The sequence below is a fragment of the Bradyrhizobium genosp. SA-4 str. CB756 genome (genome assembly GCF_000473125.1).
Lineage (GTDB): Bacteria > Pseudomonadota > Alphaproteobacteria > Rhizobiales > Xanthobacteraceae > Bradyrhizobium > Bradyrhizobium arachidis.
The window spans coordinates 977,703-1,000,355 of record NZ_KI421499.1; the positions used below are offsets into that span (position 1 = coordinate 977,703).

The window sequence follows — 22,653 nt, forward strand, 5'->3', positions numbered from 1 at the left end:
GCGATCAATTCCGCTCCGACATCCGGAACATCGGGCTGCCCGGCCTGTTCTCTCCGCAATTCCCGCCGGCGACCGGGGCTGCGCGACGGGAGCAGAGGAGATGACGCAGATGAACACGAAACGATCCGTCCTTGCTGCATGCGCGATCCTGACGTTGAGCGCTGGTGTCGCCGTCGCAGGCCCCTGCAACACCGGTAGCGCAGCCAACGACAAGGATGCCGGCTCCGGTCCCGTCACGGTGGGCTCGGCGCAGTCCCATTCGTCGAGTTCAGCGAGCGACACCAGCCAGCATCTGCCGACCAGCACGATGAATCGCGCAAGCGGTGAAACGCCGGCGTCGTCCGAGGATGCGCAGCGGCAGATGCAGAGCGAGCCGACAGCGGCTCAGCGGGCCGAAGGTGCCAAGCCGAACACAGCGACGGCCGACAAGGGTTGCTGACGGCGAGGCTAAGGTCGGGTCGATTCGACGTGCGGTGCGCCGCACAAGCGGGTTCTCTGCGGGTCGTGTTTGACCAAGAGGGAACTGGCTTTGCCCGAGAGAGAAATGCAGTCGCGAAGAATCGACACAGACCTGCGCGGCACTCGAATCGAAGCTTGAACTATGGATGACGCAGCCCTAGGTTTTGCCCCGCGCGATGTCGCGCTCAATTCCTTGGGGAGACCCCGAATGGCCTGGAAAGCTCCGAAGATCGTCGAAGTGCCGGTCGGCATGGAAATCAACATGTACGCCTGCGCTGCGCGCAAGTAAGACCGACGACCTGCCGCGGCTTCGATGGCGAATGTCCTCGCAGCCGTGGCAGTGTTGTTGCCTGTCATAGCCGGGTCCCGCGCTTTTCCCTTGATGCTTTGCCGTTGATGCAAAGCCACACTTGTTTGGGTGGCGGCACTCCACCTCCAAAAATCCCGATCGTGCTCTTGCTGCGGTGTGCTACGCTGATCCTCAGTCAGCGCTATTGCCGCATCAAATCGGCGCGCGCATGCGGAAGTCGGGATGCGGATCGGAGCTTTCAGATTTTGGACGACGGTGGTGTGCGGCCTCGCGGCTGCGCCGGCATGCGTCAGCGCCGAGGAAGGCTTCGATACCGAGCACATCTTCGGCTTCATGATCGGCACCGATGTCGGCAATCCCGGCGAGCGTGAATTCCAGACCCAGACCACGGGGCGCCTCGGCAAGGGCGGCACCTATCGTGCCCTCGCGCAGGAGGTCGAGATCGAGGTGGTGCCGCTGCCGAACTTCCGCATCGAGATCGGCGGCACCGCCAGCTGGCACGATATCACCGGCGTCCCCGATCTCGACGACCGCCGCCAGTTCAACTTCCAGGGCGCCTCGCTCGACCTGCGCTATCGCCTGCTCGACCGCGAGCGCGCGCCGTTCGGCCTGACCATCGCCGCCGAGCTCCACGGTGACCGCATCGACGAGACCAGCGGCGCCAAGGGGCGGATGTACGGCACCGACTTCACGCTCGCCTTCGACCGCGAGCTCGTCCCGAACTTCGTGATCGGCGCGCTCAATTTGATCTATCAGCCGGAATGGGCGCGCTTCGAGGTGGCGGGCGTCTCGGAAAAGAGCTCGACCATCGGCGCCGCCATCGCCGGCCTGGTGCGCGTGCGCCCCAACGTGCTGCTCGGCGGCGAGATGCGCTACTTCCGGCAATATGAAGGCATTGGCCTCGGTGAGTTCTCAGGGCAGGCCCTGTTCGTCGGCCCCACCGCCTATTTCCAGCTTTCGGAGCAATCGCGGCTCACTCTCAGCTGGAGCATGCAGGCCTGGGGCCGGCCGGCAGGGATGGGCGGCAATCTCGATCTCGTCAATTTCGAGCGGCACCAGGCAAGATTGGTGTTCGGAGTGAACTTCTAGGGGCGAGGTCGTCATGCCCTGGCATAGCCGTCTGAAGGACGGCGTCGCTTCCGCTCGCCTATGCCCGGGCATCCACGTTCTTTCGTGCCGCGGGGCAAGGCGTGGATAGCCGGGACGAGGCCCGGCCATGACGATGCGGAAGCCTTTGGTGTTTCGCTTCCCAAGGGCGGCGCGGGGTGCGGCCAGTTCCCCCCCTCACGCCGGTTTGAAACTTCCCTCTCCGTGGAACGTAGCCTTTCATGCTAACGTTGATTGCCCCGCGAGAGGACCCGGCATGAATCCGATCGACCTTGTGGTGACTGTGTGTGCGGTGCTCTCGCCTGCGACCTGCGAGGAGCAGCATCTGGTGTTCAACTATGCGGGCTCGCCGCGGCAATGCGCGATGGCTGCGCCGCCCTATATCGCGCAATGGATCGGTGATCACCCGAAGTGGCAGGCGGTGCGATGGCGCTGCGAGTATCCCCATCCGAACGACAAGGCGTGAGGCGCGCGCACGGGCCTTAGTCCCTCATGGCGAGGAGCCGCGAAGCGGCGTCTCCGGACGATGCTTCGCATCGCCGGGAGAACCATGCGGGCCCCGCTGCTGCAGCCGGGCCCTTCATCCTTCGAGACGCCTGCTCCGCAGGCTCCTCAGGATGAGGGAGAGCCACTACTTCGTGCAGTCCTTCAGATCCTTGTCGGCGATCGAGAATACCGCGTCGGCCCTGATCTCGATGTCGCGAACGATGCACTGCCGCGCGCTGGGATAGCTGACCTTGGCGTCGTAGCGGCCAGGCTCGACGCCGGTGATGCGCAGCCGCTCGTCGTGGTCGACCTCCTTGTCCTTGTCGTTCAGGCACTGGTTCGGGCCCCAGTCGGTCTTGCCGGCGGGCGAGAGCTGGAAACCGGAGATCGTCTCGGTCGTCAGATTCCAGAGCCGGATGCCCTTGCCCTTCGTTTGGGCGGCGGCTTCACCGGCACACACCAACGCCGCGATCAAGACGAGACACCAACGCATCATTTCGCACTCCCCAAAGCGGCGCCGCTATTGTCTGATCAGGCGCTCCCGGTTCTTTGCCTTGTCGAAATTCTTGGCGCGGTCAAGGCCGATCGGCGCGATCAGCCTGGTCGAGACGAGATCGGCGTCCTCGAAATCGGTGCCGATGACGGTTGCTCCACTCAGGTCGGCGCCACCGAGCTGGGCGCCCTTGAGCGAGGCGGCGGTGAGATCGGCGCCTTTGAGGGAAGCAAATTCGAGGTCGGCGCGCGAGAGATCGGCGTCGCGCGCGTTCAAGCCGGTCAGATTGGCCGAGCGCAGGACGGCGCGCATCAGCCCCATCGACTGGTTGCGCATGTCGGCGCCAAGACGCGCCTCCGCGATCGAGGCGCCGACGAGGCTTGCGCCGGTGAGATCAGCGGCGATGCGAGCGCCGGTCAGATCGGCGCCGTCGAGTCGGGCACGGACCATTTGCGTAGCGAACAGGTTCGCGCCCCTGAGGCTTGTGCCGGTGAGATCGGCCTCCAGCAGCCAGGCCTGATCGAGGATCGCGCGATCCAGGTGGGCGCCTGCGAGCTTGGTCTTGTTCAGCCGTGCCGCGCGAAGAATGGCGCCGGACATGTTCAGGCCCGACAGGTCGAGGCCCGAGAGCCGCTTGCCGGTGAAGTCGGCGGGTGCGGCCGCGCTCGCTCCCGCGAGCATGGTTTCGACCTCTGCCCGGCTCATCTCGGCCGACGTCATCGCAGGCGAGGTGAGGTCAACGTCGCGCATCATGTCCTGCGCGTTTGCCGCTTGTGCGGCGAGCACGACACCGAGCGCTGTCAGGACAACCGTTGCCTTCATCGTCAGGCTCCGCTTCACGTCTGTCTAGCACGCAGGCGGCGCTGGTGCCTATGAGATATCCCGCCCGGCGTGCTCGCTCTGCGTCCACCGCACGAGGCTGGCCTTGATTGCGGCGATCTCGGCCTCGCCCCGCGCGGCGCGCGGGATAGCGATCGGCACTTCGGCCAGAATCCGCGCCGGGCGCGGCGACAGGAAGAACAGGCGGTCGCCGAGACGGATCGCATCGTCGAGGCTATGGGTGACGAGCAGTGTCATCACCGGGCGGCTCGCTACCAGTGTCGCGATCTCGTCGCGCAGCCGGCCGGCGAGCGCGTCGTCGAGCGAGGCGAGGGGCTCGTCGAGCACGAGCAGATCGGGCTCGACCGCAAAGGCGCGGGCCAGCGCGACGCGGCGGGCGAGCCCCAGCGACAATTCGCCCGGAAAGTGGCTGCGATGGGCTTCGAGCTCGAGGATTTTGAACAGCTCCGACAGTTTTGCGTCAGTGACATCAGGCGCTGCAAGCCGCACATTCTGTTCGACCGAGCGCCACGGCAGCAGCCGCGGCTCCTGGAACACCATGCCGATCCGCGCCTCCGGCGGACGCGTGATGTGACCCTGGAAGTCGTGATCGAGCCCGAGGATGATGCGTAGCATCGTGCTCTTGCCGCAGCCGGACGGCCCGATCAGCACGCCGACCTCGCCGGATTGAATCGCGAACTTGACCGGCGCCAGCACCTCGTGCGTTCCGCCCGCGGCACTCCTGAAGGTCTTGCCTGTGATGCCGACCTCAAGCCGCACGGGGTCGCCACCGTGTTGCGCGGGCTTCGAACGGCTGCACCAGCAAGGTCTCGATCACGAGCACGACCGCCGCGAAGGTCAGCGAGTAGGCCAGCAGCCGCGGCGTGTCGAACAGCTGGAAGGCGACGCCGATCTCGAAGCCGACGCCGTTGGGCCGGCCCAGGAGCTCGGCGACCAGCACGATCTTCCATACCAGCGACAGTCCGGAACGGGCCGAGGCGGCGATATAGGGCGCAAGCTGCGGCAGCACGACATGGCGGAAGGCGCGCCAGCGCGGCATCGCGAACACGCTCGCCATCTCGTCGAGCGAACGGTCGAGCGCGCGCGTGCCCTCGCGCAGGGTGACGATGGCGGTCGGCAGCTTGTTGATGGCGATCGCCGCGATCGCGGCGGCCTCGGTCAGGCCTGCCCAGATATAGGCCAGTACGATCACGACCAGCGCCGGCAGATTGAGCAGCAGGATCAGCCAGGGATCGCCGAGCCGGTCGGCGAGCTTGACCCGTCCCATCAGATAACCGATGGCGCTGCCAACCGACATTGCGAGCGTGAAGGCGAGCGCGACGCGCGCCAGCGTCGCGCCGAGATGCAGGAACAGCGCGCCGCTCGAGGCCTCCGCGATCATCACCTGGAGCACGGCCGGCGGGGAGGGCAGCTTTGCGCCGCCGACGAACAGCGCAGCGATCCACCAGATCGCGAGAAACAGGGCGAACGAGAGAAGACGCAGCACCTCAATCTCCGGGGACCGCGTGATAGAAGGTACCGGCATCGAGCTCCGCCGCGGGGCCGACGAGGTCCCGCCCGCCGATCTCGGCCAGCACGCGGTAGAGCACGCGTGCGTCCTTTTCCTCGTCGTCGATGCTCCGGCGCGGAATGCCGTCGCGATAGCGGTCGCGGTAGGCCTTGAGCATGGTGGCATCGCTGGTGCCGGTCAGCGGCGCGATCTTGTCCCAGGCTTCGTCCGAGGTGGTCAGCAATTGCTTGGCCTTGCGGGTCATGGCGATGAAGCGCGCCACGGCATCCTTATGACTGGCCGCCCAATTCTCGCCGAAGACATAGCCGACCGCAGACACAGCGCCCTCGGCGCCCAGCTTCGGCAAAATCTCCTCGATGCCCGCGAGGCGCCGAAACCCCTTGGCCTCGAGCTGGGCGCAAAAATTCCAGAAATTGAGGCTCGCATCCATCTCGCCGTCGAGCGCCTTGGCGGCGATCAGCGGCGGGGCGCCATAGACGATGGTCGCCGCCGACTTGAGGTCGATGCCATCCAGCTTCATCCGCGCCTGCAGCAGCAGCCAGCTCTTGTCGATTGCGCCGCCGCCAACGCCAAGCTTGCGGCCCTTCAGATCGGCCAGCGTCTTGAGCGGTGAGGCCGCGGGCACCATTACCGCGCCGAGCGCGCTGGAATAGGGATAGAAGGTGAGCTTGGCGCCGAGCGCACGCTCGCGCGACACCCACAGCCAGTCCGACAGGATGATGTCGGCACTGCCGGCGCGCAGCGCGATCTTGCCGGCTTCGGGGCTCGCAAGCTCGGTGACCTCGAGCGACAGGTCGGCCTCCTTGTCGAGCCCGGCGCTGCGGATCGCGGCCAGCTCCCAGGAGAATGTTCCGGTCTTCTGCACCGCAAGGCGGATCGTATCCGCGGCGTGGCCGGGCGCAACCAGCGTCAGCGCTAGCGTCGTCGCGAGCGCCAATGTTCGACCAAATGCTCTCATCACCTTGTGAGCCGTTTCCTCTGACAGAGTGCTTTTCAGGACAATACGCATAGCATAGCTTTGGTCGCAACCAGCGGGAGGACGCGCATGAAACTGGCCGGGCAGCTACGACCGATTGTCGCCGCATTGGCGGTATTGGCGGCGACCGCATGCGTGGCGCGGGCCGAGGAGGCCAATGATTATCCGACGTCGGCGCGCGCGGAATATGTCTATGGTTGCATGAAGGCGAATGGCGAGAGCCGGCAGTCCATTGAGCAATGTTCCTGCTCGATCGACGTGGTCGCCTCGATCGTGCCCTATGCGCGCTACGTCACCGCAGAGACCGCGCTCAGCATGTCGCAGGTGCGCGGCAATCTCGGCGTCCAGTTCCGAACCTCTGAGCAGGCGAACTCGGCGGTGAACGATTTGCGCCGCGCGCAGGCCGAGGCTGAGGTGAGGTGTTTTTGATTTAATGCTGCGCAGACGGTGCTCTGTTCCTTCTCCCCTTGCGGGAGAAGGTGTCGCGAAGCGCCGGATGAGGGGTTCTATCCGCGAATTCTAGTGAGAGCGGCGTGCGCGGAGGGATACCCCTCACCCGTCTCGCCGCTATGCGGCGATCCACCCTCTCCCACAAGGGGAGAGGGGGAGAGAAGCAAGCCTCTCGTCTTAAGTCCCCGGCTTCTCCACATCCCACTCATTGCGGAACACGTGTCCCTCCGTGTCCTTCGCTTCCGCGCGGAAACGCTTGGCGCCGTTGGAGACGTAGGTGAAGCGCAGGTTGGGATCTTCCGAGATCGAGATGCCGCCTTCCATCGACAGCACGGGGCTGTCGTCCTGCGTCAGCTTCAGCTGGTTGATGAAGAAGGCGGGGATATAGAGCTGCGTGACCTGGTCCATCTGCAGGCCGGAATTGTTGGGATGGCCGATCATGATCTGCGCTTCGCGGACACGGCTCGCGGGTGCGTCCTCGCGCACGAACTGACGGTAGCGCATCTGGCCGAGGCGGTTCTTGGCTTCCTCGACGTTCTTTCCGGCCGGCGCGGAGCAGCCGCCGGACGCCTTCACATACACTTTCGAGACGTAAAGCTGGCCGTCGCTGAGCTCGGCGACCGCATGCACGTCGGTGTAATTGTTGACGCGCACGCGCGTGGAAATCTCGGTGACATTGGCATCCGCGCCGAGCTCGAACTTCGCCGCCATCGGTGCGGGGTTGCGGTCGATCACCAGCGTGATCGAGCGGATGCGGCGGCCGTCAGCCGGCGACAGCTTGCTGCGCAGGGTCACGGGCACGATGGCCGCGTCCTCGGCGCGATAGGGCATCTCGATGCCGATGACGTCGTTGCCGTCATTCATCGGACGGTTGCTGAAGATGTCCTGCACCAGGCCCGGCCAGGGATCGTAGGCCTCCTCGGCCTGCGCCGGCACGGCGAAAGCGAGGCCGAGCAGTGCGGCGATCAGGGGCAGGCGGCGTGTGCATCCCGTCATGGTCGTGGTCCCGTGCGGACGAAGCTGTCCGGGTCAGCGTAGCTGATCCCGTGTAGTCCAGCGTAGCGCGCCCGCTACTCCCATTCAATTTCCGAAAATGCTGCGGTTGCGTTGCGGGCGTTGTAGTCGTCGAACAATTGCCAGTTCGGTCGCTCCTCGGCGGCGGCCTTGTCCGCGGCGGCCCGGATCGGCTCGCCCTTCTTGTTCGACGCCCGGACATCCGCCAGCAGTGTCGTGAGGTAACGCCGTTCGTCAGCCAATGCCGCAGGCCAGGTACTCACAGGCCCGTGACCCGGAACGACGCGAACCGCCGGAATTGCCTCGAGTTCCCCGAGAATGCCGAGCCAGCCGCGGATGCTGCCGTCCATCACCGGGATATGGCGGAGGAAGACGAGGTCGCCCGCGAACAGCGTCTTGCTCGTCTCGTCGAACACGGTCAGATCGTTGTCGCTGTGTCCGGCCGGCCAGGCCCGCACGGTCAGGCGGCGCGCGCCGAGATCGAGCGTCAGCGTGTCGTGCACGAGCACCGTCGGCGGCACGATCTTCACGGGGTCGATCAGCTCGCTGCCCATGATCCGTTTAAAATTGTCAAGATAATACGGTCCACGGCTCGCCAGCGCCTGCGGCAGCTTGCTGTGGCCGACGAAGCTCGTTCCGTCGGCCACGAAGGCGGCATTGCCGAAGACATGGTCGGGATGGCCGTGGGTGTTGATGACATAGCGGATCGGCTTGGACGTGCGGGCCCGCACCGCCGCCAGCAGCGCTTCGCCCTCGCGCAGGCTGCCGCCGGTGTCGATCACGGCCACCGCGTCCTCGCCGACAACGAAGCCGACATTGGCGATGTCACCCTCGTTCTCGCGGGACATCAGGGCGATGGTCCCGGAGTGTACGAAGATTCCCGTTGCGACTTCGCTCACAGGCAATTCGGCCGCTCCGGCGCGTGCTAGCGTCGGTGTCCCCAGCAGGGACAAGGCTGCGATCACGAGAGCGATGCGAGACACTTTTCCGCCTCAGTTCAAAGGGTTTGCCGCATTGCACTGCAACAAAATCAAGCCAACCAAAGTTTGGCAAACATGGCGCGTCATGCGTTGCATGGATAACATCCAAACAAAACGAGGAGGAAGCGCGATGACGGAGGCCGGACGACATCGTCGCTGGTTGTATTCGCTGGTGTTGATGGCTGCATCTTGCGTGATGAATGGCATCGCCATCGCGCAGACGAACGAGACGGGTGATCTTTCGTTCGAGCTGGTGGATCCCAAAGTGCTGCGCGTCTGTGCCGACCCGCGCAATCTGCCGTTCTCCAACGAGAAGGGCGAGGGTTTCGAGAACAAGCTCGCCGAATTTTTTGCGGACAAGCTGCAGAAGAAGCTCGACTACGTCTTCTTCCCGCAGGCCACCGGCTTCGTGCGCATGACGCTGGGCGCGCATCGCTGCGACGTCATCATGGGCTTTCCGCAGGGCGACGACCTCGTGCAGGGCACCAATCCCTATTACCGCACGACCTACGCGCTGGTTGCCAAGACCGGCAGCGGACTCGAGGACGTCGACACGCTCGAGGATCCGAAGTTGAAGGGCAAGCATGTCGGTATCGTCGCCGGCACGCCGCCAGCGACAAACATGGCGCTGGCCGGGCTGATGGGCGATGCAAAGCCCTATCCGCTGATGATCGACACGCGCTTCGACAATTCGGCGCAGGCGATGATCGACGACCTCGCCGCCGGCAAGATCGACGCTGGCGTGCTGTGGGGACCGATGGCCGGATATTACGCGAAGAAGGCGGGATCACTCCATGTCACGCCGCTGGTGAAGGAAACGACGGGACCAAAACTGGTTTATCGCATCGGCATGGGCGTGCGTCCTGCCGACCAGAACTGGAAGCGGCAGCTCAACAAGCTGATCCAGGAGAACCAGGGCGAGATCAACAAGATCCTGCTCGACTTCGGCGTACCGCTGCTCGATGAGAGCGACAAGCCGCTCGGTGCGGAGACGGCCAAGAAGACGCCATGACACGGCGCCTTGCCGCTGCGCTGATCAGCGCCGCGCTGGTCGCGCCGGTGTGCGCGCAGCAGCAGGAGCCGTTCGAGCCCGAGGGTTATCGCACCGACAATTACCGGGCGCCGGTGCCGGCGACGCTCGAGGGCGCGCGCGTGCTGACCACGGCAGAGGCTGAAGCGATCTGGCGCGCGAAGAGCGGCGCGTTTGTCGACGTGCTGCCGCGCGCCCCGAAGCCGAAGAACCTGCCCGCAGGCACGGTGTGGCGCGATGCGCCGCGGAAGAACATTCCGGGCAGTCTCTGGCTGCCCGACACCGGCTACGGCGCGCTGCCGCCGGCGATGGACGATTATTTCAAGCGCGGCCTCGCGCAGGCATCGCGCGGTGACAAGACTACGTTGCTGGTGGTCTATTGCCTCGCCGACTGCTGGATGTCGTGGAACGCCGCCAAGCGCGCGCTGGCTTACGGCTATTCCAATGTCGCCTGGTATCCCGACGGCACCGACGGCTGGGAGCGCGCCAAGCTTCCGACGGAAGAGGCGCAGCCGGAAGCGCGGCCTGAGCAGTAGCTCCTGCATCGAAGAGCGCAGGTGCGCTCCCTCGCCCCGTTCTTACGGGGAGAGGGCTGGGGTGAGGGGCCTCTCTCCGCGTATGATCACGCAGACAGACCTGTACCCCCTCACCCGGATCGCAAGCGCGATCCGACCTCTCCCCGCAAGCGGGGAGAGGTGAAAGACGGCACTACTGCTTCTGCAACTTGGTCAGCGTCCCCGTGCCGTTGGTGTCGGTCGCGGAGTAGCTCACCCTGTCGCCCGCATGAACCGCATCCAGCATCGCGGCGTCCTTGGCCTTGTACTCCTGCAGCGCGCCGGCGCCGCCCGCGCTGCCACCGACCGTGCCCTTCTGCATCTGCTGGATCGAGATCGTGTTGTTGAGCCGATCGATCCGCGTGACCATTCCGGTCATGTCGTCAGCAAGAGCACTGGTTGCGAGCATGCCGAGGGCCGCAGCGCCCGCGAAGATGAATTTTGTAGTTCCCATCGTGGCCTCCCGACGTCCTGGAGTTCACTTCGACAAGACATCTTAAATGGGTTTGGTTCCGGCAGATAGCGGGGCAAAAGCGTAACGATCCCGAGGCGATCGCGGGAACTTTTCATGAGCCGTCAGCGGGGCTGACGCTATTCGATCTCCTGCTGGATCACGCGCCCCAGCGCGAACAGACGCTGATCGATCGTGGTGGGAACCTCGCAGACGAATCGCACGACCTTGTGACGGTCCTCGAAAATGCGGGTCTTCCAGATCAGCTCGTTGCTGAGCGCTTCGACCTTGGCGTCGTCACGGGGCGTCGCCCCTTGCAGAGCCTGAAGCTGAAGCGTTTCGTCGCGGATCTTGTCGGCGGCGTCGCGCTGCTTGCGGCTGACGCGTTCGAGCCCGCTCATGACCTGGGAGCGCTGGGCATTGAGCGTGTCGAACAGGCCGGCGAACAGCAGCTTTGCGTTCGCGGTCTTGTCGGCGGCGGAGCCTGCAAGAAACTCCTTCACCGACTTCTCGGCCTCGTCCAGCGGCGTCTTGCGCGCCGACAGCTTTGAGACCAGCGCGCTGACCTTGGCGTCGTCCTTCCACTTGCTCTGGACATCGTCGAGCGGCGGGCCGGCCCATACCGCCGCCAGCGAGATTTCCGGCACCTTGGCCTGCGTGCAGGGCCAGTCCGGATAGCGCGGATCGGCTGCGCGCGCTGTCGCGCCCGACAGCGCGAGCGCCAGAACAGCCGTCGCCAGAACCCGAACCTTCATCCTTCGCCTCCCGCAGGGCCCCGCCGCGCCAGCCCGCGCGAGGGATCATAGGCCAAAATCGCGCCGATCATGAAGACGATTGTACAGGCGGCGACCACCGCCAGCGAGATCCAGTTGATTTGCCCGTAGAGTGCAAAACGTATCAGCTCGACCGCATGGGTGAACGGATTGGCCTGGCAGAGATAATACAGATAAGGGCTGCCCTCCTGCACTCGCCAGAGCGGGTAGAGTGCGGAGGAGGCGAAGAACATCGGGAAGATCACGAAGTTCATGACGCCGGCGAAGTTCTCGAGCTGCTTGATGCCGGAGGAGATCAGCATGCCGAGCGAGCCCAGCATCAATCCGGACAGGATCAGCGCGGGCAGCACGGTGAGATAGCCTGACGGAGGCGGGGTGATGTCCCAGAACCAGGCGATCAAGAGGAACGCATAGACCTGGAGCAGCGACACCGCGGTGCCCGCGAGCAGCTTGCAGAACAGGAGGAAGCCGCGGGGCAGCGGGCTCACCAGCAGCGTGCGCATGTTGCCCATCTCGCGGTCGTAGACCATCGAGAGCGAGGACTGCATGCCGTTGAAGAGCTGGATCATCGCCATCAGTCCGGGCGCGATATAGACCTCGTAGAGGATGTAGGTCTCGTAGGGCGGGATGATGGAGATGCCGAGCACCTGGCGGAAGCCGGCGGCGAAGATGAACAGCCACACCAGCGGTCGCACCAGCGCCGAGACGAAGCGCTCGCGCTGATGCAGGAAGCGCAGTCCCTCGCGCCAGACGATGCCGGTGAGGCAGGTCATGTACTCGCCGGCCGAGAAGCCGCGCGGCGCGTCGCGCGTCGTGATGCTGCTCATGCCCCGCCTCCCGGCATCGTCTGCGCGCCGGTCAGGCGCATGAAGGCGGTGTTGACGTCCTGTGCACCGGCCTCCGCGACGACGCGGCTCATCGGCCCCTGCGCCAGCACCTTGCCCTGGTGCAGCACCACGAGATCGTCACCGGGCATGATCTCGTCGAACAGGTGCGTCGCCCAGAGCACGCCAATGCCTTGCTCGGTCACGAGCTGGCGGACATGGCTGATGATGTCGGCGCGCGCCTTGACGTCGAGGCCGACGGTCGGCTCGTCCAGCAGAAGCAGGCGCGGTCGGTGCAGCAATGCGCGAGCGATCTCCAGCCGCCGCATCTGTCCGCCCGAGAGATCGCGCACCTTGCTTGCAGCGCGGTCGGATAGCCCGATCCGGCCGAGCAGCTCGGCGCTGCGCGCGGCGGCCTCGCGGCGGCTGATGCCGTGGAGTGCGGCGTGATAGAGCAGGTTCTGCGTCAACGACAGGTCGAGGTCGAGGGTGCGCGGCTGGAACACGACGCCGAGCAGCCGCAGCGCTTCGCCCGGGCTTTTGCTGATGTCATGGCCGAAGATGGAGACACGGCCGGTCTGGATGCCGAACAGGCGCGTGATGAGTGAAAACAGCGTGCTCTTGCCCGCGCCGTTGAGCCCGAGCAGCGCAGTAAAACTCGCGGGCTGCACGTTGAAGGAGACGTCCATCAGCGCCCGGCGCGGGCCGTAAGAATGGCCGACGCCGTCGATTGCCAGCGCCGGCACCGCCGCCGGGTCAGGACTCGGCGTCTCGCGTTGTTCGGCGATGGGGGCAGGGCTGGTCATGGCGCGATCGTGATGCCCCAGGGCAGTTCGCCCACCTGAATGGTCTTGATCACTTTTTGCGCGGCCACGTCGATGACGGAAACGTCGTTCGACACACCATTGGTGGTGAGCAGATATTTTTCGTCCGGCGTGAACGCCATGTGCCAGACGCGCTGGCCGACTAGCAGATATTTCGTCACCTTGCGCGAGGCGACATCGACCACGGCGACGCGGTTGGCCGGGCCGAGCGCGATGAAGGCGGTCTTGTCATCCTTGGTCATGCCGATGCCGACGGGCTGGATCGCCTCTTTCCTCAGGCCCGGAATCTCGAAATTGACCTTGCCGATCACTTCGTGCTTTGCGGGATCGATCACCGAGACCGTGCCGCCGATCTCCGAGGACACCCAGACTTCCGAAGAGTCATGCTTGAACTCGGCAAAGCGCGGCCGCGCGTCGACCAGCACGTTGGCGACGATCTGGCGCGAACCCGTGTCGATGAAATGCGCCATGTTGGTGGTCTCGGAGGTGTTGATCAGCGTCTTGCCGTCGGGGCTGATGGTCATGCCCTCCGGCTCGACGCCGACCTGGATGTCGCCGAGGCGCGCGCGCTTCTCGAGGTCGATCACCGTCACCGTATTGTCGTTCTCGTTGGCGACATAGAGAATTTTTCCCGCCGCATCCTGGGCGAACAGCTCGGGGTCGGGGCCGGAGGGCAGGCTGTCCACCACGGCCTGCGTCTTGGCGTCGATCACCTGGATGGTGTCGTCGTCGCCGACCGCGACCATCACGAACTTGCCGTCGCGCGTGAAGTCGATGCCGCGCGGGCGCTGGCCGACCTTGATGGTCTTGGTCACGGTCCAGCTGTCGGTGTCGATCACCGAAACCGTGTTGCTCTTCTCGTTCGAGACATAGGCGATGAACGCATGCGCGGGCGCGGTGGCCGCCACCAGTCCGGAGAGAAGCCCAACACTCCACATGCGCAACATCTGCGTCCTCACTTCAGCTTGCATTTGCTCTCCGGGCGGTCGTAGCCGAGCGTGTCGAGCTCGGAGACCTGGTGCAGGAATCCTTCCTGCGGCGACACCGACACCACCATGCGGCCGTCGACCAGCAGGATCGGCTGGCGCAATTGCAGGTTCCAGTCGCGCAACGTCAGCTTTGTGCCCTTGAAGGCCGCGACGGAGAAATCCGGGCCCTTGATGAAGTCGGTGACCTTCTTGACGTCGCCGGAGTTGGTGCGCGAGGTGGCTTCACCGATCATGCGCACCGCAGTCCAGGCCTGCATGTCAAGCGCGGTCATGCGCCGCGAATTCAGCTTGATGAAGCGGTTCTGCATCTGGATCGCGCCCCATTGGTCCTGCGAAGCGTCCCAGCTCCGGGGCACGAGGCCGGCCGAGCCCGCGACGGGGCGGGGATCCCAGGTGCGATAGGGCAGATAGGCGCCGAACACCTCGCTCTCGTCGGCGGCGACCAGCACGTCGTAAGCTGGCGCCTGCTGTGTAAAGACAGGCATCTGCCGCTGGATCAGCGTCACGCCACTGTCGGTGCGCCGCGCGCCGCCCTTGTCCTCGAAGGTCCGCTCCTGCACGATCTTGGCGCCGAACCGCGCCGCAGTGCGCCGGAGCGCATCGGCGAACAGCTTGTCCTCGTCATGCGAGCCGACCACCAGCAGCCAGCGCGACCACTTCTTCCACACCAAATATTGGCCGAGCGCATCGGCCAACATCGCGCGGGTCGGCGCGGTGTGGATCACGTTGGCGCGGCAATCGGCCTCGCGCAGCCGCTCGTCGATCGCGCCGGCGTTGAACAGCAGCGTGCCGCGATCGCGCAGGGCGTCCGAGACTTTCAGCAGTGCGTCGGCCGGAAGATCGGCGATGATGAAGCCGTTACGCGCGGCAAGGTCGGTCGCGGCCTGCACCGCATCCTCACCCTCCTTGATGCGCCGCTCCTCCAGCGTGAAGCGCTGGCCCGTGAATTTTCCCGTGGTGTTGTTGTCCTCGATGGCAAGGCGCGCGCCGGCGACGCCGTCATTCTCGGCGGGCTGCTCGACCAGCGACAGCGTCGATCTGGTACCGGCGACACCGAGATAGCCGACGCCGATCGTGACAGGGTCGGCCGCGAGCGCGCTCGTCGCGGCAAGACCTAAGCCGATCAGGCCGACCAACCATCGGATCATGTTTCCTCCAAACGTTCTCCCCGGCTTGACCGCCGGTGGAGAATTGTCTCTGCTGAAGCATGACCGATTTGTCAGGGCATGCAACCCCGCATTTCGTCGTCGCAAGCTGTGGAGGCGGAATCACGATCATGCGAGCGCTGATATGTTTCGCGGCTTTGCTGCTGACCAGCTCGGTCGCGTTCGCCGATCCGCCGAAGCTCGCGGTGTTCGATTTCGAGCTGATCGACACCAGCCTGCCCGGCGAGTTCTACGGCTCCAAGCCGGAAGAGGCGAGGTTGCTACGCATCAGCGAGCAGCTGCGCAAGGAACTGGCGGAGTCAGGCAGGTTCCAGCTGCTCGACATCGCGCCGGTCAGGGACGCGGCCCGTCACGCCAATCTGCAGGCCTGCGGCGGCTGCGACCTCAAGCTTGCGGCGCAATTGGGCGCCGAGCTCGAGATCACCGGCATGGTGCAGAAGGTCTCGAATCTGATCATCAATCTCAACATCTATCTGCGCGACGTGAAGACCGGCAACATGATCGCGGCCGCCAGCGCCGACATGCGCGGCAACACGGATGAATCCTGGTCGCGCACGATGAGCTATCTCATCCGCAACCGCCTGCTGGCGCCGAATTACGGCAAGCCGTGAGATCGTCGCCTCTCCCCGCGTGCGGGGAGAGGCCGGAATTTGCGAGAGCAAATTCCGGGTGAGGGGGAGTCTCCGCGAGTCCAATTCTCAGCGTATTTGCGGAAGCAGCCCCTCACCCCAACCCTCTCCCCGTAAAGGACGGGGAGAGGGGGAGGAGAGAGCGCGATCACCCCTTCAATCGCTCCGCATGCCAGTGCAGGTGATCGCCCATGAAGGTCGAGATGAAATAATAGCTGTGGTCATACCCCGCCTGGCGCCGCAGCGTCAGCGGGATGTTGGCCTTGGCACAGGCGGCCTCCAGTAGCTCGGGCTTGAGCTGCTCTTTCAGGAAATTATCGGCCTCGCCGACGTCGACCAGGAAGCCGGAAAACTTCGCGCCGTCCTCGATCAGCGCCACCGTGTCGTGGTTGCGCCAGGCATCCTTGTTCGGCCCGAGATAGCCGGTCAGCGCCTTGATGCCCCAGGGCACCTGCGACGGCGCCACGATCGGCGCGAATGCGCTCGCGGCGCGAAAGCGGTGCGGGTTGCGCAGCGCGACCGTCAGCGCGCCATGGCCGCCCATCGAATGGCCCATCACCGATTGACGTTTGGCATCGACGGGAAAATTTCCCGCCACGACATTTGGAAGCTCGTCGGTGACGTAGCTCCACATGCGATAGTTGCGCGCGAACGGCTCTTGCGTCGCATCGACATAGAAGCCGGCGCCGAGGCCGAAATCATAGGCGTTGTTGGCATCGCCGGGCACGTCGGGTCCGCGCGGCGAGGTATCGGGTGCGACGAAGATCAGGCCAAGCTCGGCGCAGGCCTTGCGGAATTCGCCCTTCTCGGTGACGTTGGCATGCGTGCAGGTGAGGCCGGAGAGATACCAGACCACGGGCAGCTTGGCGCCGTCGGCATGCGGGGGGACATAGACCGAGAACACCATGTCGGTTCCGGTCGCCTTACTCGCATGGCGATACACGCCTTGCACGCCGCCGTAGGATTTGTTCGTCGAGACAGTCTGGATCGTCATGCCTTTTGCTCCGTGGCATCTAACCACATCAACATTGCAACGCTTGTGTGACCGAATCTGCGGCGCTACGTGCCGTCAGGCGACGCCGCTGTCGATAGCCAGCCGTACCAGCTCGACCGAGGTCTTCACGCCGAGCTTCTGTCGCATGATCGAGGAGGTGTTGGCCACCGTCTTGTAGGACGACTGCACCAGCCAGGCGATCTCGGACAGGCTCTTTCCGGCGCTGAGCAGCCGCAGGATCTCCATCTCGCGCGCGTTCAGCTTCGACAGCGGGCTTTGCGCCAGCGCAGGCCCGGCAAAGGCGATGCTGCGCGCGATCGCCGTGGGCAGGTAAGTGCCGCCGGCGCCGACGGCACGGATCGCCTCGACGAGGTCGTCGGGGTCGCCGGTCTTGGAGACGTAGCCCTTGGCGCCGCATTCGATCGCGCGCGCGGCAAACGCTGGGTCGTCGTTCATGCTGAACATGATGATACGGGCCTCGGGCGCGCGCTCGAGGATGCGGCGCGCGAGCTCAAAGCCGGAGACGGTCGGCAGGTTGATGTCGATGATCGAGAGGTCGGGGCGCTCAACGATGAAGACGCTTTCGCCGTCCTCGGCGTCGGCGGCCTCCAGGATTTCGATCTCGCCTTCGTCGGCCAGCACGGCGCGGCAGCCGGAGGCGACAATGGGATGATCGTCGACGATCAGAATGCGCATAGGCGTTTCCCCGTAACAGCGCCGGCCTCTTTATTTCGCGCCGCATGATACCGAGCAGGACGCCATGCGCGTCTCACGTCGCCTCATGCAACCCGGCCGGGATTGCTGTACGCTTTCGATTAGATATCGGGCGCTTCGCCCCTGTCAACGTCATCGGACAGGTGCGGGCCAACCTTCGCGAGGCACGGGCGGCATCAATGTGGCAAAATCTATCGTTGCGTGCGCGCATCAACCTGCTGCTGGCGCTGTTGCTGGCACTGGGGCTCGCCGTCAATATCGGCCGGCAGGTCGCCGAGGCAGGTCCCCGCGTGCAGGCCGAGGACCAGAGCGTGATCCGGCTTGCGCGCGAGTTCATCGAGATGATCGTTGCCGATCTCAACGAGGCGCCCGATCCGGATGCCAGGCTGAACCAGATCGCGCGCGATCTCAGCCGGCTCCGCCATGTCAGCATCGCCCTCATGGATTCCAGCGGGAGCCCGCTGACGCCGCCGCGCCCAGACACCGATGACGACACGCGCGGGCCGCCCGCCTGGTTCGTGAGTTTGGTTCATCCCGAGCAGACCGCGGTTAGTGTCCCGGTCTCGGTCCGTGGCAAGCCCGGCTCTCTCCTGATCACCTCGCATCCCGATGACGAGATCGCCGAGATCTGGGACGGCATCGTGACCCAGCTCGAGGTCGGCTCGGTGATCGCGCTCGCGCTGTTTTTCCTGATGATGACGGTGGTTGGCCGCGCGCTCACCCCGCTTAAATCCCTCTCCGACGTGATGGCCGAGCTCGAAGACGGCCGCTATGAGGCGCGCGTCGCGCCAGGCGGCGCGCCGGAGCTGGCCGCGATCTGCACCAAGCTCAATCACTTGGCCGCAACGCTCGGCGAGGCCGTCGAGGACAAGCGGCGCCTTGCCGAACGCGCGGTGTCGCTCCAGGATATCGAGCGCAAGGAGATCGCGCGCGAGTTGCACGACGAGTTCGGGCCCTATCTGTTCTCGCTGCGGGCGCATGCCAGTGCGCTGGCGAAGCAGGCGGACGGGCGTGATCCGAGTGCGGAAGCGGTGCGAAAGCACGGCAGCGCGATGATGGAGCAGATCAACGCGCTCCAGCAATTCAATCGCCGCGTGCTGGAGCGGCTCCGCCCCGTCGGCCTTGCCGAGCTCGGCCTGCGCCAGGCGCTGGAATCGCTGTCGCGGCTGTGGCGGGAGTCACATCCCGATGTCGCGATCGAAACCGTGATCTCGCCGGCGCTGGGCCCGACGACGGGCGAGACCGCCGATCTCACCATCTACCGGATCGTGCAGGAGGCGCTCACCAACGTGTTCCGCCATGCCGGCGCCACCTCCGTCCACGTCGTCATCGAACCCGTGGAGCAGGCCGGCGGCCGCTCCTGCGCGCGGGTGCGGGTCAGCGACAATGGCCGCGGCATGGAGCCGGGCCAGAAGCTGGGTTTCGGCCTCGTCGGCATGCGCGAGCGGATTCTAGCACTGGGCGGCACGCTCAACGTCGTCTCTAGCGACGGCGGTCTGACCTTGGAGGCGCTGGTTCCCACAGTGGTGTCCTGACTACGTCGGGAAAAATTCCCGATCCGGTCGGGAAAACGGGTTCGGATATTGCCCGACCTTTTGTGGCTGGTGCGGGGGCTCTTGCCGACTACACTCGTCTCCACCAAACGGCGAAATCAAAACAGCCGGGGGATCGGGGATGGGAAGGCTGGGATGGGCAAGCGTCTTTGGTTCAAGCGTCGTTGGTTGATGGCCTCGATTTCGACCGGGCTGGGGCTGGTCTTCGCGGGCCAGGCCGGCGCCGCGCAGGACGAGGAGACCAACGTCCAGAACCTGCCGGCGGTCGAGGTGACGGCGCCGCCCTCGACACCGAGGCGCACCGCGCCATCGCGCCCGGTCGCGCGCGTGGCGGGAACATCGTCGTCCACGCGCCCCAAAACGCGCATCTACGTCTACCCGACGTCGCCGGGCACGGGCAGAGGTCTCGATGTCGACAAGGTCCCGTCGGCGATCAATGCCGTCGATGCCAACCAGATCAGGCGCACCAACTCGCCGAATATTGCTGATGCCCTGCAGCAGTATGTGCCCGGTGTCAGCATCAATGAGGTAACCGGCAATCCCTTCCAGCCTGACGTCCAATTTCGCGGCTATGTGGCTTCGCCTCTGGCCGGAACGCCGCAGGGGCTCGCCGTTTACCAGAATGGCGTACGCATCAACGAAGCTTTTTCCGACATCGTCAATTGGGATCTCATCCCGACGGCAGCCATTCGATCCGCGGTGGTGGTGACCAACAATCCTGCTTACGGCCTCAATGCGCTCGGCGGCGCCATCGATCTGCAGATGAAGAACGGCTTCAACTACCAAGGCGCCGAGATCGACGTCATGGGCGGCTCATTCGGCCGCATCCAGGGCTCCGCACAATGGGGTAAGCAGGTCGATAGAAACTGGTCTGTCTACGGCGCGCTCGAAGGCATTCACGACAACGGCTTCCGCAATTTCTCGGCATCGGACGTCCGGCGCTTCTATGGCGATGTCGGGTATCGCTTTGAAGGCAACGAGTTCCACCTCAATGGCGGCGTCGCCAACAATTCCCTGGCAGGACCCAGCACTGTTCCGGCCGAATTGCTCCAGCAATATTGGGGGGCGACCTATACAACGCCACAAACCATTTCCAACAAGGTCGGCTATCTCAACCTGACCGGCAAGGTGGAGGCGACGCCGACCTGGACCTTTGAGGGCACGGCGCATGTGCGGGCCTTCAAACAGAATACCATGGACGGAAATCCGACCGATACGGTGCCCTGCGACGCCGATGCGACGCTGCTTTGCTTTGGCGATGTCGACCCTTTGACTGGCCTCCAACCGTCGGCCAACGGCCTCAATGGCGTTCAGCTCGCAAATCCCTTTGCGCCAGGTGCCATCCTCGGCGAGATTGATCGCACCAGCACGAAATCGACCACGTTTGGCGTATCCGGGCAGGCGACCAACATCGATCGGCTATTCGGTCACGAGAACCGCTTCGTGATCGGCGCAAGCTACGATGTCAGCAGCACGCGTTTCACCGGTAGCGCTGAATTGGGAACCATCGGCACGAACTATGTCGTCACGGGCAGCGGCATATTCCTGGGGCAGTCCGGCGATCCGACATCGATCGGCCCGGTGTCCCTTCGCACCGTCAATCAATATCACGGGCTCTATGCGCTCGACACGTTCAACGTGGACGATCGCTTTGCGGTGACGGGGGGCGGCCGGTTCAATGCGGCCCGTGTCACGCTGATGGACCAGCTCGGCACCGCCCTCAATGGCGATCATACTTATGATCGTTTCAATCCGATCATTGGCGCCACTTACAAGATCACGTCCGAGGTGACCGCCTATGCGGGCTATTCCGAGGCCAACCGGGTGCCGACGCCACTCGAACTCGGCTGCGCCGATCCGGCGAGGCCGTGCATCATCGGGCAGTTCCTGATCGCTGACCCCCCACTGCAGCAGGTCGTATCCAAGACGTTTGAAGCTGGCTTCCGCGGTACCAAGGAATTGAACATCGGTTCGCTCGGCTGGAAGATCGGTGCCTACCGTGCCACCAACTACGATGACATCCTCGCGACCCCAATTCCGGGCCTGACGGGCTTCGGCTTCTTCCAGAACGTCGGACGGACGCGCAGGCAGGGTATCGAAGCCGAGGTGAGTCTGAAGTCGAATGTGCTTCAGTTCCAGGCGAGCTACGCATTCCTGGATGCGCGCTTCCTCGATGCGCTGACGCTTGGCTCAGAGAGCCCGTTCGCCGACGCCGACGGCAACATCCAGGTCTTGCCGGGTAATCACATTCCGCGGCTGCCGAGCCACCTCATCAAGGCCAGCATCGAATATGCTGTTACCGATGTTTGGAAGGTCGGGGGTGACGCGCTCTTTGTCTCAAGCCAGTATTTCGTCGGCGATGAGTCCAACCAGTTTCCCAAGCTGCCATCCTACGCCGTGTTCAACCTCCACACCTCCTACCAGGTCACCAAGAACCTCCAGCTTTACGGTCGCGTCAACAACATCTTCGACAACCGCTACTCGACCGTCGGCACCTTCTTCGATCGCGAAGCCTTGCCCAACTTCACCAATGGCGGCGCGGAATTCACCGACCCGCGCTCGCTGAGCCCGGCAAGGCCTCGCGCGTTCTATGCGGGCATGCGGGTGACGTTCTAGGTATCTGCGAAGCGCGGGACGTGCGATCGACAGCGCGGAGACTAGGTCAGTCCCAGGCCGCCATCGACGGCCAGAACCTGGCCGGTGATCCATTGCGAGGCGGGGCCTGCCAGCTGGACGATCCATGGCGCAATGTCGTCGGGAACGCCGCGACGACGGAGCGGAATCCGCGCGCGCTCGTCGTCCTTGACGGCTTCAGCCTGTTCCGCAGATAGCCCCATCATCCCCGTCAGGGCCCCCGATTCCGTAGGGCCGGCGGCGACCGCATTCACCCTGATTCCGAATGGCGCCAGCTCGAGCGCCCAGCAGCGGGTCAGTTGTTCCAGCGCCGCCTTGCTGGCGGCGTAGTGGGACAGCCCCGCGGCAGGCCGATGACCGAACGTGGAGGAGATGTTGATGATGGTGCCCTGCGTCGCCTTCAGGTGAGGAAGCGCGGCGCGGGCGAGCAGGCTTGGACCGACCACGTTGACGGAAAGGATGTCGTCGATCCGGTCCGCCGCCGCATCCGACAGCGGAAGAATGGCTCCGGCGCCGGCGTTGTTGACGAGCGCGTCCAGCCGGCCCCATTTGCCGACAGCCTCAGCGATGGTCCGATTGGCGTCCTCGGTGGAGGCAGTGTCCGCAACCAAGCCTGCGATATTCCGATGCTCCGCTGCTGTCTGTTCGATGGGACCGGCGCGGCGGCCGGTGATGAGCACCTTGTCGCCCTGGTTGGCGAAACGCAGTGCTGCCGCCCGGCCGATGCCAGAGCTGCCGCCTGTGATGATCACGACTCTTTCGTTCTGCATGTTCATTCGCTTTGTTGCGTCGTTCCAAATGGAAGGAGAGCGTGGGCCAGTGTTCGGCGAACCACAGCTCGGTGTTTGAGGAAGACCAGGGCGCGAACTCATCAATGCGATGAGCACGCGCCC

The 22,653-nt window shown here is 64.7% G+C and carries 26 protein-coding genes; 10 read left to right on the plus strand and 16 right to left on the minus strand.

All coding sequences use genetic code 11. The annotated features are described in order from the left end of the window. The first annotated feature begins 109 nt into the window (after positions 1–109). From BRAGE_RS0104620 to BRAGE_RS0104635, 4 genes are all read left to right on the plus strand, one after another. Positions 110–439: a hypothetical protein gene (locus BRAGE_RS0104620; RefSeq protein WP_027562367.1), complete on the plus strand. Its 330-nt coding sequence runs from the start codon at positions 110–112 to the stop codon at positions 437–439. Positions 440–667: 228 nt separating this feature from the next. Next, on the plus strand, positions 668–748 hold the full coding sequence (pqqA, locus tag BRAGE_RS47760; RefSeq protein ID WP_012029362.1) for a pyrroloquinoline quinone precursor peptide PqqA: 81 nt from the start codon (positions 668–670) through the stop codon (positions 746–748). Positions 749–991: 243 nt separating this feature from the next. After that, complete coding sequence (locus BRAGE_RS0104630) at positions 992–1,858, plus strand: hypothetical protein (protein ID WP_035729384.1); 867 nt, start codon at positions 992–994, stop codon at positions 1,856–1,858. A gap of 274 nt (positions 1,859–2,132) precedes the next feature. Further along, positions 2,133–2,342 (plus strand): hypothetical protein, encoded by a 210-nt coding sequence (locus BRAGE_RS0104635; protein WP_027562369.1) that lies wholly within the window; start codon positions 2,133–2,135, stop codon positions 2,340–2,342. 165 nt (positions 2,343–2,507) lie between these two features. On the opposite strand, the gene BRAGE_RS0104640 is transcribed toward BRAGE_RS0104635, so the two are convergent. Genes BRAGE_RS0104640 through BRAGE_RS0104660 form a run of 5 tightly spaced genes read right to left on the minus strand, consistent with a single transcriptional unit; the run spans position 2,508 to position 6,163 of the window. After that, positions 2,508–2,855, minus strand: a complete 348-nt coding sequence (locus BRAGE_RS0104640) for a hypothetical protein (protein WP_027562370.1) — start codon at positions 2,853–2,855, stop codon at positions 2,508–2,510. A 27-nt stretch (positions 2,856–2,882) separates the two neighbouring features. Then, positions 2,883–3,677: a pentapeptide repeat-containing protein gene (locus BRAGE_RS0104645; protein WP_108914583.1), complete on the minus strand. Its 795-nt coding sequence runs from the start codon at positions 3,675–3,677 to the stop codon at positions 2,883–2,885. Positions 3,678–3,725: 48 nt separating this feature from the next. Continuing rightward, positions 3,726–4,454 (minus strand): ABC transporter ATP-binding protein, encoded by a 729-nt coding sequence (locus BRAGE_RS0104650; protein ID WP_027562372.1) that lies wholly within the window; start codon positions 4,452–4,454, stop codon positions 3,726–3,728. Continuing rightward, positions 4,444–5,181 carry an ABC transporter permease gene (locus BRAGE_RS0104655; RefSeq protein ID WP_027562373.1) on the minus strand — a complete coding sequence of 246 codons (738 nt, stop codon included), beginning with the start codon at positions 5,179–5,181 and terminating at the stop codon, positions 4,444–4,446. The genes BRAGE_RS0104650 and BRAGE_RS0104655 overlap by 11 nt, the downstream gene beginning before the upstream one ends. A 1-nt stretch (position 5,182) precedes the next feature. After that, positions 5,183–6,163: an ABC transporter substrate-binding protein gene (locus BRAGE_RS0104660; protein WP_051377690.1), complete on the minus strand. Its 981-nt coding sequence runs from the start codon at positions 6,161–6,163 to the stop codon at positions 5,183–5,185. An 87-nt stretch (positions 6,164–6,250) separates the two neighbouring features. On the opposite strand from BRAGE_RS0104660, the gene BRAGE_RS0104665 reads away from it, so the two are divergent. Then, positions 6,251–6,610, plus strand: a complete 360-nt coding sequence (locus BRAGE_RS0104665; RefSeq protein WP_027562375.1) for a hypothetical protein — start codon at positions 6,251–6,253, stop codon at positions 6,608–6,610. 198 nt (positions 6,611–6,808) lie between these two features. Here BRAGE_RS0104665 and BRAGE_RS0104670 read toward each other — a convergent pair whose 3' ends face one another. Next, a complete protein-coding gene (locus BRAGE_RS0104670; protein WP_027562376.1) occupies positions 6,809–7,627 on the minus strand; it encodes a quinoprotein dehydrogenase-associated SoxYZ-like carrier in 819 nt (272 codons plus the stop codon). Between the two features lie 74 nt (positions 7,628–7,701). Continuing rightward, positions 7,702–8,628, minus strand: a complete 927-nt coding sequence (locus tag BRAGE_RS0104675; RefSeq protein ID WP_027562377.1) for a quinoprotein relay system zinc metallohydrolase 2 — start codon at positions 8,626–8,628, stop codon at positions 7,702–7,704. A gap of 127 nt (positions 8,629–8,755) precedes the next feature. Here BRAGE_RS0104675 and BRAGE_RS0104680 point away from each other — a divergent pair, with 127 nt between their 5' ends. Both BRAGE_RS0104680 and BRAGE_RS0104685 read left to right on the plus strand, forming a co-directional pair. Further along, the gene (locus tag BRAGE_RS0104680) at positions 8,756–9,637 is read left to right on the plus strand and encodes a substrate-binding domain-containing protein (protein ID WP_027562378.1); all 882 of its coding nucleotides are present in this window, start codon (positions 8,756–8,758) and stop codon (positions 9,635–9,637) included. Then, positions 9,634–10,191 carry a PQQ-dependent catabolism-associated CXXCW motif protein gene (locus BRAGE_RS0104685; RefSeq protein ID WP_027562379.1) on the plus strand — a complete coding sequence of 186 codons (558 nt, stop codon included), beginning with the start codon at positions 9,634–9,636 and terminating at the stop codon, positions 10,189–10,191. The genes BRAGE_RS0104680 and BRAGE_RS0104685 overlap by 4 nt, the downstream gene beginning before the upstream one ends. Positions 10,192–10,363: 172 nt before the next feature. Here BRAGE_RS0104685 and BRAGE_RS0104690 read toward each other — a convergent pair whose 3' ends face one another. The 6 genes from BRAGE_RS0104690 to BRAGE_RS0104715 all read right to left on the minus strand — a co-directional run bounded on the left by BRAGE_RS0104690 (position 10,364) and on the right by BRAGE_RS0104715 (position 15,218). Next, complete coding sequence (locus BRAGE_RS0104690; RefSeq protein WP_027562380.1) at positions 10,364–10,663, minus strand: copper-binding protein; 300 nt, start codon at positions 10,661–10,663, stop codon at positions 10,364–10,366. A 137-nt stretch (positions 10,664–10,800) separates the two neighbouring features. Beyond that, positions 10,801–11,415, minus strand: coding sequence for a hypothetical protein (locus BRAGE_RS0104695; protein ID WP_027562381.1), 615 nt, complete (start codon positions 11,413–11,415; stop codon positions 10,801–10,803). Next, positions 11,412–12,260 (minus strand): ABC transporter permease, encoded by an 849-nt coding sequence (locus BRAGE_RS0104700; protein WP_027562382.1) that lies wholly within the window; start codon positions 12,258–12,260, stop codon positions 11,412–11,414. Before BRAGE_RS0104700 ends, BRAGE_RS0104695 begins: the two co-directional genes overlap by 4 nt. Next, positions 12,257–13,063 carry an ABC transporter ATP-binding protein gene (locus tag BRAGE_RS0104705; protein ID WP_027562383.1) on the minus strand — a complete coding sequence of 269 codons (807 nt, stop codon included), beginning with the start codon at positions 13,061–13,063 and terminating at the stop codon, positions 12,257–12,259. Before BRAGE_RS0104705 ends, BRAGE_RS0104700 begins: the two co-directional genes overlap by 4 nt. Next, positions 13,060–14,052: a YVTN family beta-propeller repeat protein gene (locus BRAGE_RS0104710; protein ID WP_092216063.1), complete on the minus strand. Its 993-nt coding sequence runs from the start codon at positions 14,050–14,052 to the stop codon at positions 13,060–13,062. The genes BRAGE_RS0104705 and BRAGE_RS0104710 overlap by 4 nt, the downstream gene beginning before the upstream one ends. Next, entirely contained in the window at positions 14,037–15,218 is a 1,182-nt protein-coding gene (locus BRAGE_RS0104715) for an ABC transporter substrate-binding protein (protein WP_027562385.1), read from the minus strand. The genes BRAGE_RS0104710 and BRAGE_RS0104715 overlap by 16 nt, the downstream gene beginning before the upstream one ends. A gap of 59 nt (positions 15,219–15,277) precedes the next feature. Here BRAGE_RS0104715 and BRAGE_RS0104720 point away from each other — a divergent pair, with 59 nt between their 5' ends. After that, entirely contained in the window at positions 15,278–15,847 is a 570-nt protein-coding gene (locus BRAGE_RS0104720) for a DUF3280 domain-containing protein (RefSeq protein ID WP_027562386.1), read from the plus strand. 166 nt (positions 15,848–16,013) lie between these two features. Here BRAGE_RS0104720 and fghA read toward each other — a convergent pair whose 3' ends face one another. Then, the gene (gene fghA, locus BRAGE_RS0104725; protein ID WP_027562387.1) at positions 16,014–16,859 is read right to left on the minus strand and encodes an S-formylglutathione hydrolase; all 846 of its coding nucleotides are present in this window, start codon (positions 16,857–16,859) and stop codon (positions 16,014–16,016) included. A gap of 75 nt (positions 16,860–16,934) precedes the next feature. Further along, positions 16,935–17,555 (minus strand): response regulator, encoded by a 621-nt coding sequence (locus tag BRAGE_RS0104730; RefSeq protein WP_027562388.1) that lies wholly within the window; start codon positions 17,553–17,555, stop codon positions 16,935–16,937. 197 nt (positions 17,556–17,752) lie between these two features. Between BRAGE_RS0104730 and BRAGE_RS0104735 the strand changes: the two genes are divergently transcribed. Continuing rightward, positions 17,753–19,108 carry a histidine kinase gene (locus tag BRAGE_RS0104735; protein ID WP_027562389.1) on the plus strand — a complete coding sequence of 452 codons (1,356 nt, stop codon included), beginning with the start codon at positions 17,753–17,755 and terminating at the stop codon, positions 19,106–19,108. Between the two features lie 153 nt (positions 19,109–19,261). Further along, positions 19,262–21,742: a TonB-dependent receptor gene (locus tag BRAGE_RS0104740; protein WP_027562390.1), complete on the plus strand. Its 2,481-nt coding sequence runs from the start codon at positions 19,262–19,264 to the stop codon at positions 21,740–21,742. Positions 21,743–21,783: 41 nt separating this feature from the next. Here the strand turns inward: BRAGE_RS0104740 and BRAGE_RS0104745 are convergent, their stop codons facing one another. Continuing rightward, the gene (locus BRAGE_RS0104745) at positions 21,784–22,536 is read right to left on the minus strand and encodes an SDR family NAD(P)-dependent oxidoreductase (RefSeq protein ID WP_027562391.1); all 753 of its coding nucleotides are present in this window, start codon (positions 22,534–22,536) and stop codon (positions 21,784–21,786) included. Positions 22,537–22,653: the final 117 nt, after the last annotated feature.

What these genes read in the sequence shown, in the direction of transcription:
- BRAGE_RS0104635 (WP_027562369.1), top strand. Translation starts at nt 2,133, where the DNA reads ATGAATCCGATCGACCTTGTGGTGACTGTGTGTGCGGTGCTCTCGCCT.
- BRAGE_RS0104630 (WP_035729384.1), top strand. Translation starts at nt 992, where the DNA reads ATGCGGATCGGAGCTTTCAGATTTTGGACGACGGTGGTGTGCGGCCTC.
- pqqA (WP_012029362.1), top strand. Translation starts at nt 668, where the DNA reads ATGGCCTGGAAAGCTCCGAAGATCGTCGAAGTGCCGGTCGGCATGGAA.
- BRAGE_RS0104720 (WP_027562386.1), top strand. Translation starts at nt 15,278, where the DNA reads ATGACCGATTTGTCAGGGCATGCAACCCCGCATTTCGTCGTCGCAAGC.
- BRAGE_RS0104660 (WP_051377690.1), bottom strand. Translation starts at nt 6,163, where the DNA reads ATGAGAGCATTTGGTCGAACATTGGCGCTCGCGACGACGCTAGCGCTG.
- BRAGE_RS0104620 (WP_027562367.1), top strand. Translation starts at nt 110, where the DNA reads ATGAACACGAAACGATCCGTCCTTGCTGCATGCGCGATCCTGACGTTG.
- BRAGE_RS0104745 (WP_027562391.1), bottom strand. Translation starts at nt 22,536, where the DNA reads ATGAACATGCAGAACGAAAGAGTCGTGATCATCACAGGCGGCAGCTCT.
- BRAGE_RS0104705 (WP_027562383.1), bottom strand. Translation starts at nt 13,063, where the DNA reads ATGACCAGCCCTGCCCCCATCGCCGAACAACGCGAGACGCCGAGTCCT.
- fghA (WP_027562387.1), bottom strand. Translation starts at nt 16,859, where the DNA reads ATGACGATCCAGACTGTCTCGACGAACAAATCCTACGGCGGCGTGCAA.
- BRAGE_RS0104665 (WP_027562375.1), top strand. Translation starts at nt 6,251, where the DNA reads ATGAAACTGGCCGGGCAGCTACGACCGATTGTCGCCGCATTGGCGGTA.
- BRAGE_RS0104690 (WP_027562380.1), bottom strand. Translation starts at nt 10,663, where the DNA reads ATGGGAACTACAAAATTCATCTTCGCGGGCGCTGCGGCCCTCGGCATG.
- BRAGE_RS0104695 (WP_027562381.1), bottom strand. Translation starts at nt 11,415, where the DNA reads ATGAAGGTTCGGGTTCTGGCGACGGCTGTTCTGGCGCTCGCGCTGTCG.
- BRAGE_RS0104640 (WP_027562370.1), bottom strand. Translation starts at nt 2,855, where the DNA reads ATGCGTTGGTGTCTCGTCTTGATCGCGGCGTTGGTGTGTGCCGGTGAA.
- BRAGE_RS0104735 (WP_027562389.1), top strand. Translation starts at nt 17,753, where the DNA reads ATGTGGCAAAATCTATCGTTGCGTGCGCGCATCAACCTGCTGCTGGCG.
- BRAGE_RS0104730 (WP_027562388.1), bottom strand. Translation starts at nt 17,555, where the DNA reads ATGCGCATTCTGATCGTCGACGATCATCCCATTGTCGCCTCCGGCTGC.
- BRAGE_RS0104740 (WP_027562390.1), top strand. Translation starts at nt 19,262, where the DNA reads ATGGGCAAGCGTCTTTGGTTCAAGCGTCGTTGGTTGATGGCCTCGATT.
- BRAGE_RS0104680 (WP_027562378.1), top strand. Translation starts at nt 8,756, where the DNA reads ATGACGGAGGCCGGACGACATCGTCGCTGGTTGTATTCGCTGGTGTTG.
- BRAGE_RS0104645 (WP_108914583.1), bottom strand. Translation starts at nt 3,677, where the DNA reads ATGAAGGCAACGGTTGTCCTGACAGCGCTCGGTGTCGTGCTCGCCGCA.
- BRAGE_RS0104715 (WP_027562385.1), bottom strand. Translation starts at nt 15,218, where the DNA reads ATGATCCGATGGTTGGTCGGCCTGATCGGCTTAGGTCTTGCCGCGACG.
- BRAGE_RS0104670 (WP_027562376.1), bottom strand. Translation starts at nt 7,627, where the DNA reads ATGACGGGATGCACACGCCGCCTGCCCCTGATCGCCGCACTGCTCGGC.
- BRAGE_RS0104710 (WP_092216063.1), bottom strand. Translation starts at nt 14,052, where the DNA reads ATGCAAGCTGAAGTGAGGACGCAGATGTTGCGCATGTGGAGTGTTGGG.
- BRAGE_RS0104700 (WP_027562382.1), bottom strand. Translation starts at nt 12,260, where the DNA reads ATGAGCAGCATCACGACGCGCGACGCGCCGCGCGGCTTCTCGGCCGGC.
- BRAGE_RS0104685 (WP_027562379.1), top strand. Translation starts at nt 9,634, where the DNA reads ATGACACGGCGCCTTGCCGCTGCGCTGATCAGCGCCGCGCTGGTCGCG.